The organism is Streptomyces sp. T028, from assembly GCF_048159505.1.
Classification (GTDB): domain Bacteria; phylum Actinomycetota; class Actinomycetes; order Streptomycetales; family Streptomycetaceae; genus Streptomyces.
On sequence record NZ_JBLRVZ010000019.1, the window covers coordinates 181,835 to 202,641 of the forward strand.

A 20,807-nucleotide genomic window follows, 5' to 3' on the forward strand; every position below is an offset into this window, starting at 1 on the left:
TTCGTTCAGGGCGAGGCGAGGGCGCGGCGCACCACGTACGGCAGGATCCCGCCGTGCCGCAGGTAGGCCGCCTCCTGCCGGGAGAAGATCCGCAGCCGGAGCGCCACGGTGTCGTGTTGTCCGTCCGGCGCCCGCAGGTGGAGGGTGACGCGGTTGGTGCCGACGTCGAGGGTGTCGAGCCCTTCGAAGGACAGCTCCCGGTCACTGGTGAACGGGTGGGACGCGGCGGTGTCTCCCTCGGTGAACTCGATGGGCAGAACGCCCATCCCGATCAGGTTGGAGCGGTGGATGCGCTCGTACGACTCGGCGACGACCGCGCGCACCCCCAGCAGCGCCTGGGCCTTCGCCGCCCAGTCCCGGCTGGAACCGGCCCCGTAGTTGCGCCCGGCGACCACGACCAGGTCGTAGCCCGCCTCCGGATAGGTCGGCGCGGCCTCGTGGACGGGCAGGACGCGGGTGCCGTCGGCAGTGTACGCGTGGCCGCCCGGCGCCGGCCGGCCGTCGAGCAGCAGGTTCGTCACCGCCGCGTTGGTGAAGGCACCGCGCAGCATGACCTCGTGGTTGCTGCGGCGCGTGGAGTACTGGTTGAGGTCACGCCGGGCCACCCCACGCTCGGCCAGCCACTGTCCGGCCGTACTGCGCGCGGGGATGGCTCCGGCGGGGGAGATGTGGTCGGTGGTGACGTTGTCGCCGAGCAGGAGGAGGACCCTGGCCCGGTCGACCCGCACCTCCGCCGAGGGGGCGGCGGACAGACCCGTGAGATGCGGAGGGCGACGGATGTACGTCGACTCCGGATGCCACGGGAAACGCGTACCGTCGGGTGCCTCGATCTCCTGCCAGGCCGGGGTGCCCCGCCGGATACGGGAGGTGTTGCCGCGGAACATCTCGGGGCGCACGAACCGCCCGACGCACGCGGCGACCTCCTCGTCGGAGGGCCACAGGTCCTTGAGGAACACGGGGCGTCCCTCGTGGTCCGTGCCCAGGGGCTCGCGCTCGAAGTCGTGCAGGACCGAACCGGCCAGGGCGTAGGCGACGACCAGCGGCGGCGAGGCGAGGTAGGACACGGAGACACGCGGATTGACCCGGCCCGCGAAGTTGCGGTTGCCGGACAGGACGGCCACCGGCTCGGTCGCACCCTCCTCGGCGAGACGCTCCATCTCCGGGTGCAGGGGACCGGAGTTGCCGATGCAGGTCATACAGCCGAAGCCGACGATGTGGAAGCCGGTCTTCTCCAGATGGGGCAGCAGCCCGGACTCCCGCAGATACTCCTCGACCACCTGCGAACCGGGGGAGAGGGAGGTCTTCACCCACGGTTTGGCGGTCAGCCCCGACTGGACCGCCCGCCTGGCCAGCAGGCCCGCCTGCACGACGAGGGCCGGGTTGGCCGTGTTGGTGCAACTGGTGATGGCGGCGATGGCGACCGGTCCGTCGGGCAGCGGTTCACCGAAGGAGTCCGCCGTCGCGGTCGTCGCCCGGCCCGCCGCCTGCTGGAACGACGCCGGGACCTGGGAGACCGGCAGCCGCTGGTGCGGCAGGTCCGGGCCCGCCACGCTCGGCTCGACCGTGCCGAGATCGAGGTCCAGCAGCTGGTCGTAGCGGGGGACGGGGCGGTCGTCGGTGCGCTTGAGACCCTGGGCGGTGAGGTAGGCGTCGACGAGCCGGACGTGCTCCTCCTCCCGTCCGCTCAGGCGCAGATACGCGGCGGTCTCGTCGTCGTAGGGAAAGAAGACGCAGGTGGCGCCGTACTCGGGCGCCATGTTGGAGACCGCGGCGCGCTCCGCCCAGCCGAGGGCGGTGACGCCGTCGCCGCAGAACTCGACGAACTTGTTCACCACGCCCGTCGCGCGCAGGAGTTCGGTGAGGGTCAGGGCGAGGTCGGTGGCTCCGACACCGGGGCGCAGCCGGCCGGCCAGGCGGACGCCGACCACCTCGGGGAAGGGGATGGTGACCGGCTCGCCGAGCATGGCGGCCTGGCCCTCCAGACCGCCGACGCCCCAGCCGACGACGCCCAGGGCGTTGATCATCGGGGTGTGGCTGTCGGTGGCGACCAGGACGTCCGGGTGCAGCCAGGACGGACCGCCGTCCTCGGCCTCCGTCACCCACACCACACGGGCCAGCGCCTCCATGTTGACCTGATGGATGATCCCGGTGCCCGGCGGCACGACACGGAAGTTGTCCACGCTGCGCTCGGCCCACTTCACCATCTCGTACCGCTCGCCGTTGCGGCGGAAGTCGATCAGCAGGTTGCGCTCGACGGCGTCGGGACGGCCGTACTCCTCGACGATCACGGAGTGGTCCACGGTCAGGTCCACCGGGATCGAGGGCTGCAGCCGCTCCGCGTCCCCGCCCAGTTCGGCGACGCTGTCCCGCATGGCGGCGAAGTCGGCCAGCGCCGGCAGGCAGGTGGTGTCGTGGAGCATGATCCGGTTCGGACGCACCGGCACCTCGCACTCGCCGTCCCCCGAGCGAGCCCGGGACAGCACGTCCGCGAGGGCCTCCGGCGCCCTGCGGGCGACGTTCTCCAGCAGCACCCGCACCGCGTACGGGAGGGCGTCCCTCTCCGGTCCGGGCAGGAGCCGGTCCAGGGGCAGATAGCGGTGGGAGCGGCCGTCCACGGTGAGTACGGCGGTGTGGTCAGCGGTCATGACCCCATATTGTCTCAAGCTGCTCACTGATACAACTCTCGGGATCGTGTGACGAGTCACGCGTCTCTCGCCCGTGCTGCCCTAGCTCTCCCTCGATACGCCCGTCTTGATCGAGCGCACCTTGTCCAGGTGGGTGCGGAGGAAGGCGGACGCCTCCTCCAGGTCCCCGCTCTCCACCAGGTCCAGCAACCGCAGATGCTCCCGGGCCTGGGTGGCGAGACGGGAGCGGTCGAGCTGGTGGCGGTACTCGATCAGACGGCGCAGCCGGTTGGTCCGGCGTACCGCGTCCAGCAGGAACTGGTTGCCGGAGCAGCCGACCAGCATCTCGTGGAAGGAGGCGTTGACCTGGAACAGCTCGGCGCGCGGCAGCAGCAGGATGTCCCCGTGCAGCAGAGCCTCCTGCTGCCGCCGGTGCTGGGCGAAGGCGGCCGGGTCGGGTGTGAAGCCCGGCTCCAGCAGCGCGGACGGCTCGATGATCATCCGGAACCGGTAGCTCTGGTCGTGCGCGTCGACGGTGGCCATGACGTGCTGGAACTCCCAGCCCCGGCCGCCCGCCTTGCGCCGCACCAGGTCCTCGGCCTCCATCCGGGACAGCACCCGGTCGGCCTCGCGGGGCGTGAGGCGGTAACGGCGGGCGATGTCGGCGGCGGTGAAGGAGCCGGTGAAGCGCCCGCCCACGTAGTCGTCGGCGATCTCGAAGTACGCCGACTGCTCGACGTCCGCGCCCTCGCTCAGATCCGGCCCGGCGAGGGCGCCCGCGTCACGGGCGAGGAAGAAGCCGCGGTTGGGGACGCGTTCGAGGATGCCGACCTCGGTCAGGAACAGCATGGCCTTGCGGACCGGGGTGCGGGAGACCTCCAGTTCGTCCGCCGCCCACTGCTCGGTGACATGGGCGCCCTGTGCGAGTCCCGTGCGCCGCATCAGGTCCACGAGACGGGTGGCCATGGAGGTGGTCAGGTTCGGCCGCGACATCGCTCCTGCGCTCTTCACGTGGTGGGTCGGCAAGGCCCCATCCTACGAATCCACAGGCAGGAGGAGGACACACACCGGTGAGCCGGTCCGCGCCACCTCACGGCCGGCCCGCAGTCGCCCGCTCGCGCCGTCGACGTCGTGGGCGACGATGGTGTGACTGCGCTCGTTGGCGGCGTACAGCGTGCGGCCGTCGTCGCCGAGGCAGAAGAACCGGGGCCGGATGCCCTGCGTCGACGTCCACTCCACCGGCGTCAGCATGCCGTCCTTCGAGGACACCTTGAACACGCCGACGGTGTCCGGCTCGGGCCCGCCCGGCGAACTGTCCCCGGCGCCGCCGCGGTTGGAGGCGTAGACGAACCGCCCGTCCGGGCTGACCGCGATCTCCCCGCCCCGGCTGTCACCGGTCGTCGTCGGCGCGGTACTGGCGAGGATCTGCAGCGGTTCCAGCGCGCCACGCCGGGCGTCCCAGCGGTAGGTGGTCACGGTCGAGCGCAGTTCGTCGACGGAGTAGGCGTACGGCAGACGCGGATGGAAGGCGATGTGCCGGGGACCGGTGGCCTCCCGGGCCGCGACCGACGGGACGGGCCCGAAGCCCAGCTTCCCGGAGTCCGCGTCGAGGGTGACGGTGAAGATCCGGTCCTGCCCCTTGTCCGGTACGACGACGAAACGCCCGTCGGGGGAGAAGGGCACGTGGTGCGGCTTGCAGCCGGTCTGCTCGGTGCGGTACGGGCCCGGCTCACCCGGCAGGGTCAGCAGGTCGGTGACCGGGCCGAGCCGGCCGTCGTCCAGCAGCGGCAGGGTGACCACGCTGCCCGAGGAGTGGTTGGCCACCACCAGGAAACGGTTCGAGGGATCCACGGCGAGGTGCACGGGATTCTTGCCGCCGGTCTCCTGCCGGCCCAGGGCGGTCAGCCGCCCGCTTCCGGGGTCGACGCGGTAGGCGCTGACGTAGGTGAAGTCGCCGTGCACCGCGTACAGGAAGCGCCGGGTGCGGTCGGTGGCCAGGAACGTCGGATTGTCCAGCTCGACGGTCTGCAGCAGGGTCCAGCTGTCGTCGGGGCCGACGTCGTACACCGTGATGCCCTTGCCCTTGCCCTCGCGGGCGGCCGTGGTCCGGGACCCGACGTAGGCCACGAGGCGCTCTCGGCTCCGGACGCCCGTCGCGGCGGCGGCGGTCGAAGCGGCGGCGGTCGAGGCGGCGTGTGCGACTCCCACGGCCGCGACCGGGAGGGTGATGACCGAACGGCGTGAGAGCGCCGCGATCGTGGTCGGTCTACGGGGAGAACTGCTGGCGGACGGTGTCACGGTGGCTCCCGGTTTCGATGGGTGATCCGGCGAGAGGATTGTATCTAGCGAAAGTTTGATACAAAAGATTCATGGCCCTGTCACCCCCTCAGGAGGAGCGATGTCCACCACTCCCGTCCCCACCGCCGACCTCGTCGACCAGTACGGCGACCAACTGCGCGTCTGTGACGTCCAGTTCACCTCGTACGGCGCGGTCCGCTCCTTCGCGGGGCCCGTTCGGACCATTTCCTGCCACGACGACAACGCCCTCTTCCACGCCCTGCTGCGCGAGCCGGGCGAGGGCGCGGTGGCCGTCATCGACGGCGGGGCCTCGCTGCGTACGGCCCTACTCGGCGACCTCATGGCCGAGCGGGCCCGGGCCAACGGCTGGGCCGGCGTCGTGATCCACGGTGCGATCCGGGACGCCGCGACGCTGGCCGGTCTGCCCCTCGGCGTTCAGGCCCTCGGCACCAACCCGCGCAAGAGCGGCAAGGCAGGGGCGGGTGAGGTCGACGTGCCGGTGTCCTTCGGCGGGGTCACCTTCACGCCGGGCGACATCCTGCACGCCGACGAGGACGGGGTCGTACTGCTCCCGGTGGCCGCCGGCCAGGGCGGGTCCTAGCTCGTCGTGAGGTCGTGCGGGAGGAGGACGATGCCGTCGTCGTCGGCGTGCAGCCGGTCGCCCGGGTGGAACGTGAGGCCGCCGATGGTGACGGGCACGTCGACGGCGCCCTGGGCGGCCTTGCCGCTCTTGCGCGGCGTGGTGCCCAGCGCCTTGATGCCGAGTCGCAGGCCGGCCAGGGCGGCGGAGTCGCGGACGGCCCCGTGCAGGACGAGCCCGGCCCAGCCGTTCTCCTCGGCGGCCCCGGCGATGAGGTCGCCGACCAGGGCCGTGCGCAGGGACCCCTGGCCGTCGACGACGAGGACGTTGCCGTGGCCCGGGGTCCGCAGCAGGTCGCGGAGGAGGCCGTTGTCCTCGTGGCAGGAGACCGTGCGGACGGTGCCGGCGAAGGACCGGTGGGCGCCGAACTGGCGGAACTGCAGGTCGCAGACGCGCAGTTGGTCGCCGTACCGGTCGACGAGGTCGGCGGTGGGCACCGGGGTGAGGATCTCGGGCATGGGAGGGGGATCGCCTTCCGGGAAGGTGGCTGCCGCGCTCACGCCGTCTCCGGCCGTCGGGGTGGGGTCGGCGCGAGCGCGGCAGCCTGCTCGGGGGTGAGGGGGCGGGTGGGACGGCCGTGGAGGAGGAAGAACAGCTTGGCGGTCTCCTCGAGTTCCTCGGCCGCGTCGGCGGCCTGCTGCAGGGTGGCCGCGGCGATGACGGGGCCGTGGTTGGCGAGCAGGACGGCGTGGTGGGTGCGTGCGGTCCGCTCGGCGAGGGCCTCCAGACCCGTGTCGCCGGGGGCGTGGTACGGGAGCAGGGGGAGGGTGCCGACGCGCATCGCGTAGTACGCGGTCAGTGGCGGCAGCACGTCCTCGGGGTCCACGTCGGCGCGGACGGAGAGTGCGGCGGCGTAGGTGGAGTGCAGATGGACCACGGCGTGCGCGGTGGGGCGGGCGCGGTAGAAGGCGGCGTGCAGGAACGCCTCCTTGGTGGGCTTCGGGCCGTCGAGACGGCGGCCGTCCACGTCCGTGCGGGACAGCTCGGCCTCGGTGACGGTGCCCAGACTGGAGCCGGTCGGCGTGAGCAGCAGCGTGCCGTCGGCGAGGCGGACGGAGAGGTTGCCGGTGGAGCCGTGGGTCAGCCCGCGCTCGAAGAGGGACCGTGCGGTGGCGACGACGACGGCGCGGGCCGCCGACTCGTCGCTGTCGGCGCTCACTTGGGCTCCGACAGGGCGCGCACGAAGAGGTCGGGGGCGCCGAAGTTGCCGGACTTGAGCATCAGGGCGAGGTCGCCCGTCCTGGTCGTGGCGTACGTCCACGGGACGCCGGGGTCGGCCTCGTCACCGACCAGGACGCTGCGGATGCCGAGGGCGGTGGTGACCGCGCCGGAGGTTTCGCCGCCCGCGACCAGCAGTCGCCGTACACCGCGGTCGACGAACCGCACGGCGAGGGAGCCGAGGAGGTCCTCGACCTGGGCGGCGGCCGCGGCAACGCCCAACCGGTCCTGAACGGCGGCCAGTTCCTCCGGCGAGGCGGAGGCGTAGACGAGGACGGGCAGGGCCGGGTCCTGTGCGTCGTACCAGGCCAGCGCCGCACCCGCGACATCGCGTCCGGCGGCGGCCGCGAGGACGTCGAGGTGGAGGGCGGGCAGGCCCGCCGCGTAGAACTGGGCGATCTGCTCCAGGGTGCGGGCCGAGCAGCTGCCGGCCAGGACGGCGGCACGGCCGTCGAGGGGCTGGGGTTCCGGGGTGCTGTGCGCGGTGGCGGGACAGGCGTGTCCCAGTCCCTCGGCCAGGCCCGCCGCTCCCGCCACCACGGGGAGTTCGAGGGCGGCGGCACCCACCGTGGCGAGGTCGTCGTCGGTGAGGGCGTCGACGATCACATGCCGGGTGCCCGCGCGCTCGTGGGCGGCCAGGGCCTCGCGGACGGCTTCCACTCCGCGCCGGACGGTGGACCAGTCGACCAGACCGACGCCGTGGGAGGTCTGTGCGGACAGCAGGCGCGGCAGCGAGGAGTCCGTCATCGGGTTGAGCGGGTGGTGGCGCAGCGGTGAGTCGGACAGCAGCTGGTCGTGGACGAAGAGGTGCCCCTGGTAGACGGTACGGCCGTTGGGCGGCGAGGCCGGGCAGTGGACGGTGACGCGGGCGCCGGCGCCGTCCAGGAGCGCGTCGGTGACCTGGCCGATGTTGCCCTCGGGGGTGGAGTCGAAGGTGGAGCAGTACTTGAAGTAGATCTGTGCGGCACCCTGGTCCCAGAGCCAGCGCTGGGCGCCCAGGGAGTCGGCGATCGCCTGCTCGGCGGGGGTGGAGCGGGACTTCAGCGCGACCACGGCCGCGTCGCAGTCGGCGGGCAGGACGGTGTCGGGGCCGGGGACGCCGAAGACCAGGGCGGTGCGCAGCCCGGCGCGCCGGAAGGCGGCGGCGACATCGGTGCCGCCGGTGAAGTCGTCGGCTGTGCAGCCCAGGCGCAGGGGCATCGGGGGTTCTCCTCGGAGGGGTTCGGGGGTCGTGCGGGGCCCGCCACCGGACGGGGGGAGCGCGTCCGGCGGCGGAAGCCGGGACGTTCTGCGATACCGGACCCGGGGTCAGTTTTGCGTGGTGTTCTGGATGGCTTTGATGACGGCTGTGGTGAACTCGGTGGTGGTGGCGGTGCCGCCGAGGTCGCGGGTGGAGGTGCCGGAGGCGATGGCGGCGGCGACGCCCTGTTCGATGGTCTTGGCGACGGTGGCCAGGGCGGGGTCGTTGTGCTGGGCGGCGAGCCATTCGAAGAGCATGGCGCCGGAGAGGATCATGGCGACGGGGTTGGCGATGTTCTGGCCGGCGATGTCGGGGGCGGAGCCGTGGGAGGCCTGGGCCATGGCGGTGGTGGCGGAGGCGTTGATGGAGGGTGCGGTGCCCAGCGAGCCGGAGATCTCGCCGGCGAGGTCGGAGAGGATGTCGCCGAACATGTTCTCGGTGACGATGACGTCGAAGTCCTGGGCGCGGCGGACCAGATGGACGGTCATGGCGTCGATGTGGAAGTCGTCGACGGTGACGTCGGGGTACTCGGCGGCGACTTCCTGGCAGACGGTACGGAACAGACCGGTCGTCAGCTTGAGGACATTGGCCTTGTGGACGATGGTGAGCTTCTTGCGGCGCGAGCGGGCCAGGTCGAAGGCGACGCGGGCGACGCGTTCGGTGGCCTGGCGGGTGATGATGCCGAGCATGATCGCGGTGTCCGGGGTCGGCATGAACTCGCCGGTGCCGGCGTAGGTGTTGCGGTCGGCGTAGAAGCCCTCGGTGTTCTCGCGGACGATGACCAGGTCCGCGTTGCCGCAGATGGCCCGGGCGCCGGGGAATGACTTCGCCGGGCGGATGTTGGCGAACAGCTGGAAGTGCTTGCGCAGGGTGCCCGAGGGGTTGAGGGCCGACTTGTGCGGCTCGGGGTAGCTGACGGAGTCGTGCGGGCCGAGGTACCAGCCGTCCAGATCGGCCAGGGCCTGCTTGGTCTCGTCCGGGACCGGGGTGCCGTGCGTCTCGATGGCGGCGGCGCCCAGCGGGAGCGTGACCCAGTCGATGCTCACCCCGGCGGCCTGCGCGGCGGCCGTGGCGATCTCCACGGACGACGGCACGATCTCCGGGCCGATGCCGTCGCCTTCCAGGACACCAAGACGGTAGGTGGTGCTCATGATGCGGGTTCCTCTTTCGGTCGGGTCGGGGCGGGAGTCGGTCAGGTCAGGGTGGTGGCGGCGCCGTGGAGCGCGGTCCAGGAGCGGGCGGCGGCCTTGCGGCTGTCACCCTCCTGGGTGTGCTCCAGGGTCAGCCAGCCGGTGAAGCCGGCCTGGCGCAGACCGCTCAGCAGACCGGGGAGACGATGGTCGCCCGTGCTCAGCGGAGCGCGGCCGGACGCGGCGGCGAGCTGTACGCACCCGGTGACCGTGGCGTGGGCGCGGACCGCTTCCAGGACGTCGACGCTCTCGGCTTCCAGGTGGAAGGTGTCCAGCACCAGGCTGGTGCGGGCATCGAGCGTGGCGGCGAAGGCCAGGGCCTCCTCGGGTGTGTTCCACAGCGACGTGGTCTCGCGGCGCTGCGGCTCCAGGAGCAGCCGGCCGCCGAGGGTGCGGACCTCTTCGGCCAGGCGCTGTACGGCACGTTCGGCCCAGCTCAGCTGCATGCTCTCCAGGCCGGGCAGGAACGTGCCGCGGGCCTGGCCGAGCGTGAGCGGCACGCCGAGCGCTCCGGCCAGACGGGCCGCGCCCAGCAGCCGGTCCAGCGCGTGCCGGCGTACGTCCGGCGCCGGGTCGGTGAGGGTGAGACGGTCCTGGGCGGCGACGGGGCCGGTGCCGATGGCCACGATCTGCAGTCCCGCAGCTTCAGCCACCGTCGTCAGCGCGGGGGCGTCCTTCTCGGTCACCTCCCGAACTTGTACCTCCAGGCCGGTGTAGCCGAGTTCGGCCAGACTCTCGGCGGCTTCGGCGAACGACGCCTGGTAGCCCAGAGGCATCGGGGTTCGGCAGTCGTCGGAGGAGACGGTGTAGGCCAGCGGCCAGGGCAGGGGCCAGGGCGGCGGGGCGGTCATGACAGCGCCGCCTCGGACGTGGCCGACGTGCCCAGGAGCTGGGCACGCAGCTCGCGGGCGGCGGCGCCGGCCCCGTCGAGCACGGGCAGACCCAACAACTCGGCGAGGGCGTCGCGGGCCGGGGTCAGTGAGTACTGGGCGAGCAGCACAGCCTGGGGCGACTCGCCGCCCGCGCGCAGGGCGTCGGCGAGATGGCCGGCGACCGCCTCGGGGGTGTCCGCCAGTGCGGCGGCCTCGCTGAGCGCGGTGGTGATCTCCACCGGGCGGCCCTCGCGCAGGACCGGGACGAGCGCGTGGAGCTGGGCGACGGCGGCCGGGACGGCCGGGGGAGTGGAGGCCACGACCGCGATCCGGTCGTACTGGGCGGCCAGCGCGTCCTTGAACATCGCCTCGTCGGACTTCAGGATCGGCACGTTCCACAGGCTGCGGGCGGTGTCCACCACCTCGCCGTACGACGAACAGGTCAGCAGCAGGCCCTGGACGCCGGTCTCCATGACGTGACAGATCAGACGGAGCATACGGCGGCGCAGCGCGTCGTCGAGGCCGCCGACGTCACGGGCGTCGTCCAGGAGGCGGTCGTCGAGGATGTTCCAGACGCGGGCCTCGGGGAAGTCGCCGGCGAACGCCTGCTGTGCGATACGGGCGCCGGACGGAACGGCGTGGATCAGGGCGACCAGGGGTCGGGGCTCGATCACCGGGGCTTCTTCCTCTTCCGGTAGGCGGGGAGCCGGGCTGACGGCCGGGGTGCTGCCGTGCCGCCAGCGTAGAGAGATTCGGTCAACCGGTCAACCGGTTGAACTCGGATCGTCTCGGTGTTGACATGGTGGCCGGATAAGGAAAGGCCCTGCCTCGCGTGTGTCGCGGGGCAGGGCCTCGGTGCGTCGCGGCCGGGCACGTCACCGTGTGCCGCTGAGGTTGCTCATCATGTCGTAGATCTGCTGAGAGGTCGGCGGGTCGGCGGGGAGTGTGTGGGCGGCCTCCGTGCGCAGGCCGTCCAGGGTGAAGGCGACACCGCGGCGCCAGACCTCGGGGGCGAGCCCCGCCGCGGCGCGGGCGAGCAGCGCGTTGGCGCCGAGGACGAGCAGCAGGTCCTCGGGGGTGAAGTCGGGGCGCAGGGTGCCGGCCCGGTGGGCGCGCTCGATGACGCGCACGGTGTAGGCGAAGGAGTGCTCGCAGACGGCCATCAGCCGGGCCGCGCCCGGGTAACGGCCGGAGACCACGTCCCCGATCGCGGGGTCGGTGGCCTGCAGCTCGCAGAGCCGCTCGACGTAGAACGCGAAGCCGTCCCAGGCGTCGTCGTACGCCAGGGCCTGTTCGGCGGCCTCACGCAGACTGGTCGCCGCCAGGTCGGCGACCACCTCGTCGATGAGTGCCTCGCGGCTGCCGAAGAGGTTGTAGAGAGTGCCGTGGCTCACCCCGGCCCGGCGGGCGATCTCCTTCAGGGGGGCCTGGAGGCCGCGTTCGCGGAAGAGTTCGGCGGCGGCTGACCGCAGTTTCTCGGCGTTGCGTTGCGCGTCGGCCCGCATCCGGTGTTCCTCCTGGTGGTGTCCGTCCGGCCTCCATGGTCGCACCTTCCGATCAGGACGGACGATGTCCGGTCACATCGCCTTCCACGTCCCGTCGACGAGGCGTTGTGCGAGCGCGCGGTGGGCGTTGCCGAAGATCTCGAGCTGGCGCTGCACCCCCGCGCGGCCCATCAGCAGGGGGTTGGCAGCCGACGGGTCGGCCTTCAACGCACGCAGGTGGCTGTAGGCGGCGCCCTGGTAGGCGTGGGTGTTGAGGAAGACGTCCGCGCCCTCCTGGCCGGCCAGGCCCTGGACGAAGTCGGCCGAGACGGCGTACTGGGACGCCGCCTCGATGTTGTCGTTGCCGCTCCACACCAGGAGCCTGTGGGTCTCGCCCTGGTGGACGACGGGCACGATGACGTGCATCTGGCCGACGGTGTGCCCGGGGGCGAGCATGGCGACGGCCGTCGCGCGGCGGCCGATCCGGATGCGCTTCATGCCGACGGTGTGGCCCGGATACGCCTCGACCTCGATGTCGATCCGGTCCGGGAGACGGGCGAGCCGGGCGCGGTACTCCTCGTCGGTGTACTCGTCCCGGCGCTTCTTCAGATCGGCCCGTTGCGCCGCGACGACCGCGGCGTCCGGCTGCCCCATCACGAATGTGGCCCGGGGCGCGTACGCGCGCCTGATGAGGTTCGCGCCGCCGACGTGGTCGGGATGGGCGTGGCCGAGGAAGACGTAGCGGATGTCGCGGGGGTCGAGCCCCGCCGCGGCGGCCTGGTCGAGGAACTGGGTGCGCATGTCGTCCGGCGTGGTGAGCGCGTCGAGCATGACCAGGCCGTCGCCCGGCGTGCGGACGATCACCAGTCCGAGGTAATCGGTGCCGAAGTACCAGGCGTTGTCCAGGAACCGGACTCCTCCCGCGGGCATGGGGCGGGCGTACTCCTTGTAGAAGAAGCCCTTGGGGGAGACCAGGTCGACGGCCGGGTCGGTGAGCCGGTCCACGGGCTGCCCGGTGCCCGCGCTGCCCGGGCTGCGGTAGCCGGTCTCGCACCAGACGCGGTACTGCCAGCGGATGACGGGGTTGTCGTCCACCTGCGAAAGGGCTCTGGCCGAGTCGGCGTAGGCCTTGGCGAGCGGTCTGTCCGGTTCCAGGGGGCCGCCCCACGGCACGTCGGCCGCCGCCGGGGCGGCGGCGGGCTGTGCCGCCGCCGTTCCCGCTGGCGCGAGCAGGGCGGACGGCAGTGCCGTCGCGCCCGCCCCGGCCAGGACTAAGGTGCCGAACTCCCGCCTGGTGGGTGTCATCCGTTCCTCCTGCGTGTCGAATGTGTGGCGAAGTGACCGTGAGGTTCAGACAGTTGCCGGGTACAGCAGGCAGTCCTCGGGCCGGATCAGCAGGTTGATCTCCTCGCCCTCGTGCCGGAGCGGGCTCTCGGCGGTGACGTCGAGATCGCCGACGGTGAGCTGGTACTCGAAGCGGGCGCCGGTGTAGGAGCACTGCTTGATCTTCGCCCGCAGGACGTTGACGCCGTCGCCGGCCACGTCCGCGCGGCCGGCGAGCGTGATGCGCTCGGAGCGCAGGCCGACGGTCGCGCTCTGGCCCTCGCGGACGCCGTCCTTGCGCAGGACCTTCAGGTGCTGGCCGGTGGAGCCGAGTTCGACCCGGACGGTCCCGCCGTCGGACGGGCCCTCGTCGATCCGGCCCTCCAGCAGGTTGCAGCGGCCGATGAAGCCCGCGACCTCCGGGGTGGCCGGCGTCTCGTAGATCTCGGTGGGGGTTCCGACCTGCTGGAGGCGGCCGTGCATGAAGACGGCGATACGGTCGGACAGGGACATGGCCTCGATCTGGTCGTGGGTGACGTAGACCGTGGTGATGCCGACCTCGCGCTGGAGCGACTTGAGCCAGACCCGGGCCTGGTCGCGCATCTTGGCGTCCAGGTTGGACAGCGGCTCGTCCAGCAGGAGCACGCCCGGCGCGTAGACGATGCCGCGGGCGAGCGCCACGCGCTGCTGCTGGCCGCCGGAGAGCTGGTGCGGGTAGCGGTCGCGCAGGTGCAGCATGTCGACCTTGTCGAGGGCCTCGTCGATCCGCCGCTTCTGCTCCGGCGCCGCGACCTTGCGCAGCTTCAGCGGCAGGGCGAGGTTGTCGGCGATCGTCATGTGGGGCCACAGCGCGTACGACTGGAAGACCAGACCGAGGTTGCGGGCCTCCGGCGGGACCGTGTTGCGGGGGTCGCCGTCGAAGAAGACACGGTCGCCCACACGGATGGTGCCGGCGTCCGGGTTCTCCAGGCCCGCGACACAGGACAGCGTCGTGGACTTGCCGCAGCCCGACGGGCCCAGCAAAGTGAAGAACTCACCGTCCGCGACGGTGAAGTTGATGTCCTCCAGTACGCCGTTTCCGCCGAAGGACTTCTTGAGGTTCTCTACGACCAGCTCAGGCATTGTTCTTCTCCTTCCTGCCCTGGAGCAGGAGTCCGGCGAGGCCGGCGACGACGGCGGTGACGGTGATCTGGAGGGTGGCGAGGGCGGCGACGGAGCCGGTCTCGCCCTGGGTCCACAGGTCGATGGCGGTGGTTCCGATGACCTGGGACTCGGCCCCGGCGAGGAACATGGCGGGCGCGTACTCGCGGATCATCTGTGTCCAGATGAGCAGGAACGAGGCGAGCATCGCGGGCACCAGGAGGCGGGCGAGGATCCGGGAGACGGTGCGCCACCAGTCGGCGCCCGCGACCCGGGCGGCGTTGTCCAGCTCGGCGCCCAGCTGCATCGTCGCCGGGGAGATCGCGCCGTACGCGGACGGCAGGGCGCGTACGCCGAAGGCGATGACCAGGGCGAACAGTGTGCCGCGGACCGCGTCCCCGCCGGGCATCCAGGCGAAGGCCCAGAAGAAGCCGATGCCGATGATCAGTCCGGGCACGGCGTGCGGGGACTGGGCGGCGGTCTCCAGCAGCCGCGCCGGACGGAAGTTCGAGCGGCGCGCCACCAGGACCACGACCGTGCCGAACAGGGTGACCGCGACGGAACCGATGAGCGCCACCGTGATGCTGTTGGTGATCGACTCGGTGTAGGGCGCATAGGAGAAGATCAGCCGGAAGTTGTCGAGGGTGAGCAGGTCCAGCGGGTTGACCAGCGGGGTGAGCAGCGAGGTGAACGCTCGCAGGACCAGGGCGATCATCGGCAGCAGCGCGCCGAAGACGACGTAGACGCCGACGAACGCGAAGCCGAGCCACTTCCAGCCGCCGATGTCGAGCAGGTTCGAGCGGGTCGCCTTGCCGCGCACCGACACGAACCGCTGCGCGTGCCTCAGCAGCCGCGACTGGAACACCACGAGGCCGATCGTGGACACCAGGATGAGAGTGGAAGCGGCGCCGAGAAGGCCGTAGTCGGGGCTGACCGAGTCGATGCCCTGCTCGTACAGGAAGCTGGAGAACAGGGTGATCTCGGCGGGCTCACCGAGGATCAGGGGGATGGAGAGGGTCTCGACGGCCGTGCCGAAGATCAGCAGTCCGGCGTAGAGCATGGGCGGGCGCAGCATCGGTACGACGATGGAGCGCAGGATGCGGATCGGGCCGGCGCCGACGGTGCGGGCCGCGTTCTCCAGCGAAGTGTCCGACGCGGCCAGGGCGTTGGCACAGAACAGGTACGCCACCGGGATCTGGGCGACGGCCTCGACGAACGCCATGCCGGGCAGGGTGTAGAGGTCCCACGGCACCCAGCCGAGGCCCTCGCGCAGCGCGGTGGTGAGGAAGCCCGCCGGGCCGTAGACGAGGATCCAGCCGAAGGCGAGGACCAGCGGGGAGATGTAGATCGGCCAGCGCAGCACCTGCCCGAACAGCCGCGCCGCGGGGAAGCGGGTCCGTTGCAGCAGGATCGCCATGGGGACGGCGATGGCGAGGGCGAACACGGTCGTGAGGAGCGCGAAGTAGAGCGTGTTGAGGATGATCGTGCCGAACTCGGCCTCGGTGAAGAGGTGCACGTAGTTCGACAGGGTGAAGGCGCCGCCCGCCGCGTACAGCGGCTGGTTGCGGACCGACTGGTAGAGGATCGGGACGACCGGGGCGAGGACGAGGACGACGGTGACGAGGAACGTCATCCAGTGGATGGTGACTTCACGTCCCGCGCCGAACAGGCGCCGGTACTGCGGTGTGCCGAGCTCGCCGGCGCGCAGGGTGCGCGGCTCGGCGGGCGCCGGAGGTGTCTGGGTGGCCATGGCGACTCCGTACGTGCGTGATTCCTACGGGGGTTGAGGGGAGGTGGGCCTCAGCCCATGGCCTTCTCCCAGCGCTCGACGTACTTGTCCTGGGTGTCCTCCGGCACCTCGGTGTAGTGGTAGAGGTGGACGAGGTCGTCACCGACCTTGCGCCGGATGTCCTGGAGACTGTCGGTGTCGTTCTGTTCCACGTCCTCACGGAACGGCGTCAGGCCGCCCTTGGCGACCGCGGCCTGGCCCTCGGCGGAGAGCAGGAAGTCGACGAACAGGCGTGCGGCGTTGGCGTGCGGGGCGGTCTTCACGACGGATGCGGCCCGCGGGACGACCACCGTGCCCTCCGCGCAGTACGACCAGCCCAGCAGACCGCCGCTGCCCTCGGCGGCGGGGATGGCGACACCGCCGCTGAGGTTGAACGAGGCGTCGTACTCGCCGGAGACCACCTTCTCCACGAGCGTGCCCGAGGAATGGTCGGCGCGGGCGAAGGGCAGCACGCGCCCGAAGGTCTCCCAGCCGTCCGGGACACTCGCCGTGTAGCCCTGGTTGCTGGAGTAGCCGAAGGCGTTGGTCGGGTCGTACACACCGAACTTGCCGCGGAAACGGGACGGTTTGGCCTCCGCGATCCCCGCCAGGGAGACGAGGCCCTTCGGGTACTGGGACTCGTCGAGGGTCTTGCGGTTGTAGAGGACGACCACGGGGTCGGTGGAGAAGACCCAGACGCCGGGCAGCATCTCGGCCCAGTCGGGGAGGTGGTCCGACTCCGGGGAGCGGTAGTCGGAGGCGATCTTCCGGGTGGCGTAGTCGGCCCAGAGGGGGCCGCCGTTGGAGACCAGCAGGTCGGCGGAGGAGCCGCCGGTGGCCGCCTCGCTGTAGTAGCGCTCGTAGACCGCGGAGCTGCCCAGGTTGGTGGCGCGGAGGTCGGACAGCCACGGGTAGTGGTCCGTGAAGGCGTCGAAGATCGGCTGCCAGGCGGTCTGCGAGGTGTTCGAGTAGATCAGGAGCTTGCGCTCCCGGCGCGAGGCGTCAACGAGCTTCTCGTACGAGTCCGGGTAGTAGCCCGGGTTGGTCCGGGCCGCGGCGTTCGCGTTGGTGCCGGTGCAACCGGCGAGCGTGCCGCCGGCGGCGGTGAGTGCTCCGAGGGCGGCGGCGCCCCGCAGCACGCGGCGGCGGGACGGCCGGCGATCGGGGGCCGGTGCGGCTCCGGGCCCGAAACGGGTGGAAAACATGGGGGCTCTTCTCGTGTGTGGCGCGACGGCGCTGTCGACTGCGTCGAGAGCACCGGCCCTGTCGGCCGCTCTTCGGCCGGTGGGGGTCGGTGCCGGTTCTGCTCCCGTTCAGATGCGACGACGATGTACCTCAACCGGTAAACCTGTCAACCATTCGAGGCGCATTCTCTTTCAGGTCGGAGGACCGCGAGCGCTACCTTGTCGCTGTGTGCGACGGCACGGCCGTACCGTCGAACGAGCGAACAGGGAGGCTGTGCCATGGCCGGGCTGACGCGGATCGAGCGGGAGGAACCGACCGCTCCGGCGGTGGAGGTGGCCCGCCGCCTGCTCGACCACCTGCTGACATCGCGCCGCCTGCGGGCCGGCGACCGGCTGCCCCCGGAACGGGAACTCGTGGAGACCTTCGGCGTGGGCCGCTCGGCCGTCCGTGAGGCGCTCAAGTCCCTGTCGCTGCTGGGGTTGTTGGAGATTCGCCAGGGCGACGGCACCTATGTCCGGGCGGCCACCTCGGATCTGTTGCCGCAGGTCCTGGAGTGGGGCCTGATGATCGGCGACCACACCATGGACGAGCTCCTGGAGGCGCGGGCCTGTGTGGAGGTGGACCTGGCGGAGCTGGCCGCCCTGCGCCGGACCGACAACGACCTCACGGCCCTGGAGTCCCACCTCGCGCGCATGCGGGCCGCCCATGACGACCCGGACCGGTACATCGTCGCCGACCTCGCCTTCCACCGCGCCCTGGCCCAGGCCTCGCACAACAACGCCCTGTCGGGTTTCCAGGCCCGGCTGGAGTCCTTGGTCGCCGTGTGGATCAAGCAGAACATCCGCAGGCCGGGGGAGGGGAAGCTCGCCGAGCACGAGGCGGTGCTCAGGGCCGTGGCCGCCAAGGACGCCAAGGGGGCGCGGGCCGCTATGCACGCGCACATGGACTCGGCGACCCGGCGGCTGCGGGCGAATCTCGGGCGGGTGTGAGGGGCGGGCGCAGGTCTCGGAGAGGTGATGCGCACCGGTTTACCGGTTGATGTATGCCGGGCGACGGGACCTGGCGGGGGCTTGGTGAGCCGCCGGACCGAATCGGGGGCCGATCGGAGGCCGGACCCCGCTGACGAATCCAGGTCAAGATCGCGATTCTTTATAAAGTCGGGTTGTCGGATAGTTGTGTAGATCCGTGATGGCTAATCACGGAAAATTACCATGAGTGGTTGACCCTGACGCTGTGTGCATGTTACTTATGGTGTCGGCTGATATAGGTCAGCCGAAATCTCTCGGGGGAGGGGCACGGGGCAGGGGAAACTTTCTTCTGAGCATCGCTTCCATTGCGTCTGCGTGCCGCAGAGTGCACGCCGTACGTGCTGCTGATTCGCGTATTCACTTGCGATTTTTCACCGCATTGCCTGGGGGCGACACTGCGTGCCTCCATGCCTAAAACACAAAGGGCAGTATCGCCAAGGGGAATGGAGGGGGTATGGCGACGTCCGTCTCGTATCCCGGTGTTTACATCGAGGAGCTACCGAGCGCGGTCCGCACGATCACCGCGGTGACGACGTCGGTGACGGCGTTCGTGGGGGCGACCCGGCGCGGGCCGATCGACGAGGCGGTGACGATCACCAGCTTCGCCGACTTCGAGCGGCAGTACGGCGGCCTGGACGCGAAGAGCCTGCTGAGCTACGCCGTGCAGCAGTTCTTCCTGGCCGGCGGCTCGGTCGCGGTCGTCGTCCGGGTCGCGAAGGGCGCCACCCCGGCGTCGAAGGACATCGCGGCGGGCGGCGAGCCGAAGGCGCTGACGGTGACCTCGCGGGACGCCAGCGACTGGGGCAACGGACTGCGGATCGCGATCGACCCGGGCGCGACCGACGACACGTTCGGCCTGCGCGTGCTGGACGCCTCCGGAGCGGTGCTGGAGCGGTACCGCAACCTGTCGATGAGCCCCGACGCGCCGCGCTTCGTCGAGGCGGTCGTCAACGAGTCGTCGTACATCGACACCAAGGCGACCGGTGACGCGGTGCCGGACTTCTCCGGTACGGTCTCGGCACCGGTCGACCCGCTGCCGGACCTCGCGGACAAAAAGCTCACCGCGACCGTCGAGGGCGTCGAACCGGTCGAGATCACGCTCTACACCGCCGCCGACACCAAGCCCGCGTCGCTGACCGAACTCGGCCTGCTGCTGGAGCGCAGGCTGCGAGCGGCGTCGCCCCACCGGGCCTTCACCAGAGCGGACGTCGACGTGGCCGGCAAACGGCTGCAGGTGCTTGCCGGGACGGCGGGTGCCACGATGACGCTCACCGGCGAGGTGGCGAACGCGCTCGGCCTGATCACGGCGCACCCGACCGCCTACGCGTTGGCGGGCGGCGACGACGGCGACCCGCCGACAGACGCCGAGTTCCGCGGCAGCGAGGCCGACAAGACCGGCATCCAGGCGCTGCGTGAGGTGCAGGACGTCAACCTGCTCTGCCTTCCCGACCTGGCCGGGCCGGACTACGCGGGTGACGCGATCGGCGTGATCGCCACCGCGGAGGAGCTCTGCGAGGACAAGCGGATGCTGCTGATCGTCGACAGCCCGCCGGAGTGGACCACCATCGAGCAGGCCCGCGCCGGGCTGCCGGCGTACGACGCGGTCCGCAGCGACCACGCGGCGCTGTACTTCCCGCACATCACGATGACCGACCCGCTCACCGGACGGCTGCGCACGTTCCCGCCGTCGGGAGCGGTCGCCGGGCTGATGGCCAGGACCGACGCGGAGCGCGGCGTGTGGAAGGCGCCGGCCGGCACCGACGTACGGCTGACCGGCGTGCGCGCGATGAGCGTGAAGATGTCCGACGCGGAGAACGGCCTGCTCAACCCGCTCGGCGTGAACTGCCTGCGGAGCTTCCCCATCGTCGGCCCGGTGATCTGGGGCGCGCGCACCCTCCTCGGCGCGGACGCGCTCACCTCGGAGTGGAAGTACGTCCCCGTCCGGCGACTGGCGTTCATGCTCGAGGAGAGCCTGTACCGGGGCCTGAAGTGGGTGGTGTTCGAGCCCAACGACGAGCCGCTGTGGGGCCAGATCCGGCTGAACGTCGGCGCCTTCCTGCACACCCTGTTCACCCAGGGCGCGTTCCAGGGCACGTCGTCGCGCGAGGCCTACTTCGTGAAGTGCGACAAGGACACCACGACCCAGGACGACATCAACCGCGGAATCGTCAATGTGATCGTCGGTTTCGCGCCGCTGAAGCCGGCCGAGTTCGTCGTGGTGAAGATCGAGCAGATGGCCGGCCGGATCGAGGTGTGAGGAATTCAAAATGGCAGAATTCACTGTCAACGCGCAGCGGTTCGACCCTTACAAGAACTTCAAGTTCCTGGTCCTCTGGGACGGCAAGACCGTCGCCGGGTGCAGCAAGATCAGCCCGCTGAAAAGAACGACCGAGGTGATCAAGCACCGTAACGGCGGAGATCCCAGCTCACCGAGGAAATCCGCCGGCCGGACCGAGTTCGAGGCGATCACGATCGAACGCGGCGTCACCCACGACCCCGAGTTCGACCGCTGGGCGAACAAGGTCTGGATGGTCGGCCAGGGCCTCGGCAGCGAGTCCTCGCTGAAGGACTTCCGCAAGGACATCGTGATCCAGGTCCTCAACGAGGCCGGGCAGGTGGCGCTCGCCTACAAGGTGTACCGGGCGTTCCCGTCGGAGTACCAGGTGCTCGGCGAGATGGACGCGAACGCGAACGCGGTCGCGATCCAGCACCTGAAGCTCGAGTGCGAGGGCTGGGAGCGGGACCTGGAGGTCGCCGAGCCGGACGAGCCGTCGTACCAGATTCCGTAAGGGGCGCG

Annotated in this window: 18 protein-coding genes; 4 read left to right on the forward strand and 14 right to left on the reverse strand. The window is 71.0% G+C overall.

Going from position 1 to position 20,807, the window contains the following annotated elements; genetic code table 11:
- Positions 1 to 5: 5 nt before the first annotated feature.
- The 3 genes from acnA to ACLZN2_RS19380 form a co-directional block, all read right to left on the reverse strand.
- Positions 6 to 2,645: an aconitate hydratase AcnA gene (gene acnA / locus ACLZN2_RS19370; protein WP_416979739.1), complete on the reverse strand. Its 2,640-nt coding sequence runs from the start codon at positions 2,643 to 2,645 to the stop codon at positions 6 to 8.
- Between the two features lie 81 nt (positions 2,646 to 2,726).
- Entirely contained in the window at positions 2,727 to 3,617 is an 891-nt protein-coding gene (locus tag ACLZN2_RS19375; RefSeq protein WP_416979740.1) for an FCD domain-containing protein, read from the reverse strand.
- Positions 3,618 to 3,659: 42 nt separating this feature from the next.
- The gene (locus ACLZN2_RS19380; protein ID WP_416979741.1) at positions 3,660 to 4,832 is read right to left on the reverse strand and encodes a lactonase family protein; all 1,173 of its coding nucleotides are present in this window, start codon (positions 4,830 to 4,832) and stop codon (positions 3,660 to 3,662) included.
- 190 nt (positions 4,833 to 5,022) lie between these two features.
- On the opposite strand from ACLZN2_RS19380, the gene rraA (ACLZN2_RS19385) reads away from it, so the two are divergent.
- On the forward strand, positions 5,023 to 5,523 hold the full coding sequence (rraA, locus tag ACLZN2_RS19385; RefSeq protein WP_416979742.1) for a ribonuclease E activity regulator RraA: 501 nt from the start codon (positions 5,023 to 5,025) through the stop codon (positions 5,521 to 5,523).
- On the opposite strand, the gene rraA (ACLZN2_RS19390) is transcribed toward rraA (ACLZN2_RS19385), so the two are convergent.
- The 11 genes from rraA (ACLZN2_RS19390) to ACLZN2_RS19440 all read right to left on the reverse strand — a co-directional run bounded on the left by rraA (ACLZN2_RS19390) (position 5,520) and on the right by ACLZN2_RS19440 (position 17,002).
- Positions 5,520 to 6,062: a ribonuclease E activity regulator RraA gene (rraA, locus tag ACLZN2_RS19390; RefSeq protein ID WP_416979743.1), complete on the reverse strand. Its 543-nt coding sequence runs from the start codon at positions 6,060 to 6,062 to the stop codon at positions 5,520 to 5,522. The two genes, rraA (ACLZN2_RS19385) and rraA (ACLZN2_RS19390), sit on opposite strands and share 4 nt — an antisense overlap.
- On the reverse strand, positions 6,059 to 6,721 hold the full coding sequence (gene otnC, locus ACLZN2_RS19395) for a 3-oxo-tetronate 4-phosphate decarboxylase (RefSeq protein WP_416979744.1): 663 nt from the start codon (positions 6,719 to 6,721) through the stop codon (positions 6,059 to 6,061). Before otnC ends, rraA (ACLZN2_RS19390) begins: the two co-directional genes overlap by 4 nt.
- Entirely contained in the window at positions 6,718 to 7,980 is a 1,263-nt protein-coding gene (gene otnK / locus ACLZN2_RS19400; protein WP_416979745.1) for a 3-oxo-tetronate kinase, read from the reverse strand. The genes otnC and otnK overlap by 4 nt, the downstream gene beginning before the upstream one ends.
- Positions 7,981 to 8,088: 108 nt before the next feature.
- Positions 8,089 to 9,171, reverse strand: a complete 1,083-nt coding sequence (locus ACLZN2_RS19405; RefSeq protein WP_416979746.1) for an isocitrate/isopropylmalate dehydrogenase family protein — start codon at positions 9,169 to 9,171, stop codon at positions 8,089 to 8,091.
- Between the two features lie 41 nt (positions 9,172 to 9,212).
- Positions 9,213 to 10,061 carry a sugar phosphate isomerase/epimerase family protein gene (locus ACLZN2_RS19410; RefSeq protein ID WP_416979747.1) on the reverse strand — a complete coding sequence of 283 codons (849 nt, stop codon included), beginning with the start codon at positions 10,059 to 10,061 and terminating at the stop codon, positions 9,213 to 9,215.
- On the reverse strand, positions 10,058 to 10,756 hold the full coding sequence (locus ACLZN2_RS19415) for an aspartate/glutamate racemase family protein (protein ID WP_416979748.1): 699 nt from the start codon (positions 10,754 to 10,756) through the stop codon (positions 10,058 to 10,060). The genes ACLZN2_RS19410 and ACLZN2_RS19415 overlap by 4 nt, the downstream gene beginning before the upstream one ends.
- Positions 10,757 to 10,957: 201 nt before the next feature.
- Positions 10,958 to 11,587, reverse strand: coding sequence for a TetR/AcrR family transcriptional regulator (locus ACLZN2_RS19420; RefSeq protein ID WP_416979749.1), 630 nt, complete (start codon positions 11,585 to 11,587; stop codon positions 10,958 to 10,960).
- 72 nt (positions 11,588 to 11,659) lie between these two features.
- Positions 11,660 to 12,871, reverse strand: a complete 1,212-nt coding sequence (locus tag ACLZN2_RS19425) for an MBL fold metallo-hydrolase (RefSeq protein WP_416979750.1) — start codon at positions 12,869 to 12,871, stop codon at positions 11,660 to 11,662.
- A 45-nt stretch (positions 12,872 to 12,916) separates the two neighbouring features.
- Positions 12,917 to 14,011 (reverse strand): ABC transporter ATP-binding protein, encoded by a 1,095-nt coding sequence (locus ACLZN2_RS19430; RefSeq protein ID WP_416979751.1) that lies wholly within the window; start codon positions 14,009 to 14,011, stop codon positions 12,917 to 12,919.
- A complete protein-coding gene (locus ACLZN2_RS19435) occupies positions 14,004 to 15,779 on the reverse strand; it encodes an ABC transporter permease (protein ID WP_416979752.1) in 1,776 nt (591 codons plus the stop codon). Before ACLZN2_RS19435 ends, ACLZN2_RS19430 begins: the two co-directional genes overlap by 8 nt.
- Positions 15,780 to 15,829: 50 nt before the next feature.
- On the reverse strand, positions 15,830 to 17,002 hold the full coding sequence (locus ACLZN2_RS19440; protein ID WP_416979753.1) for an ABC transporter substrate-binding protein: 1,173 nt from the start codon (positions 17,000 to 17,002) through the stop codon (positions 15,830 to 15,832).
- A 258-nt stretch (positions 17,003 to 17,260) separates the two neighbouring features.
- On the opposite strand from ACLZN2_RS19440, the gene ACLZN2_RS19445 reads away from it, so the two are divergent.
- From ACLZN2_RS19445 to ACLZN2_RS19455, 3 genes are all read left to right on the forward strand, one after another.
- Positions 17,261 to 17,971 carry a FadR/GntR family transcriptional regulator gene (locus ACLZN2_RS19445; protein WP_416979754.1) on the forward strand — a complete coding sequence of 237 codons (711 nt, stop codon included), beginning with the start codon at positions 17,261 to 17,263 and terminating at the stop codon, positions 17,969 to 17,971.
- Between the two features lie 493 nt (positions 17,972 to 18,464).
- Entirely contained in the window at positions 18,465 to 20,267 is a 1,803-nt protein-coding gene (locus ACLZN2_RS19450; protein ID WP_416979755.1) for a phage tail sheath family protein, read from the forward strand.
- 10 nt (positions 20,268 to 20,277) lie between these two features.
- Positions 20,278 to 20,799, forward strand: coding sequence for a phage tail protein (locus ACLZN2_RS19455; protein WP_416979756.1), 522 nt, complete (start codon positions 20,278 to 20,280; stop codon positions 20,797 to 20,799).
- The last annotated feature ends 8 nt before the right edge of the window (positions 20,800 to 20,807 follow it).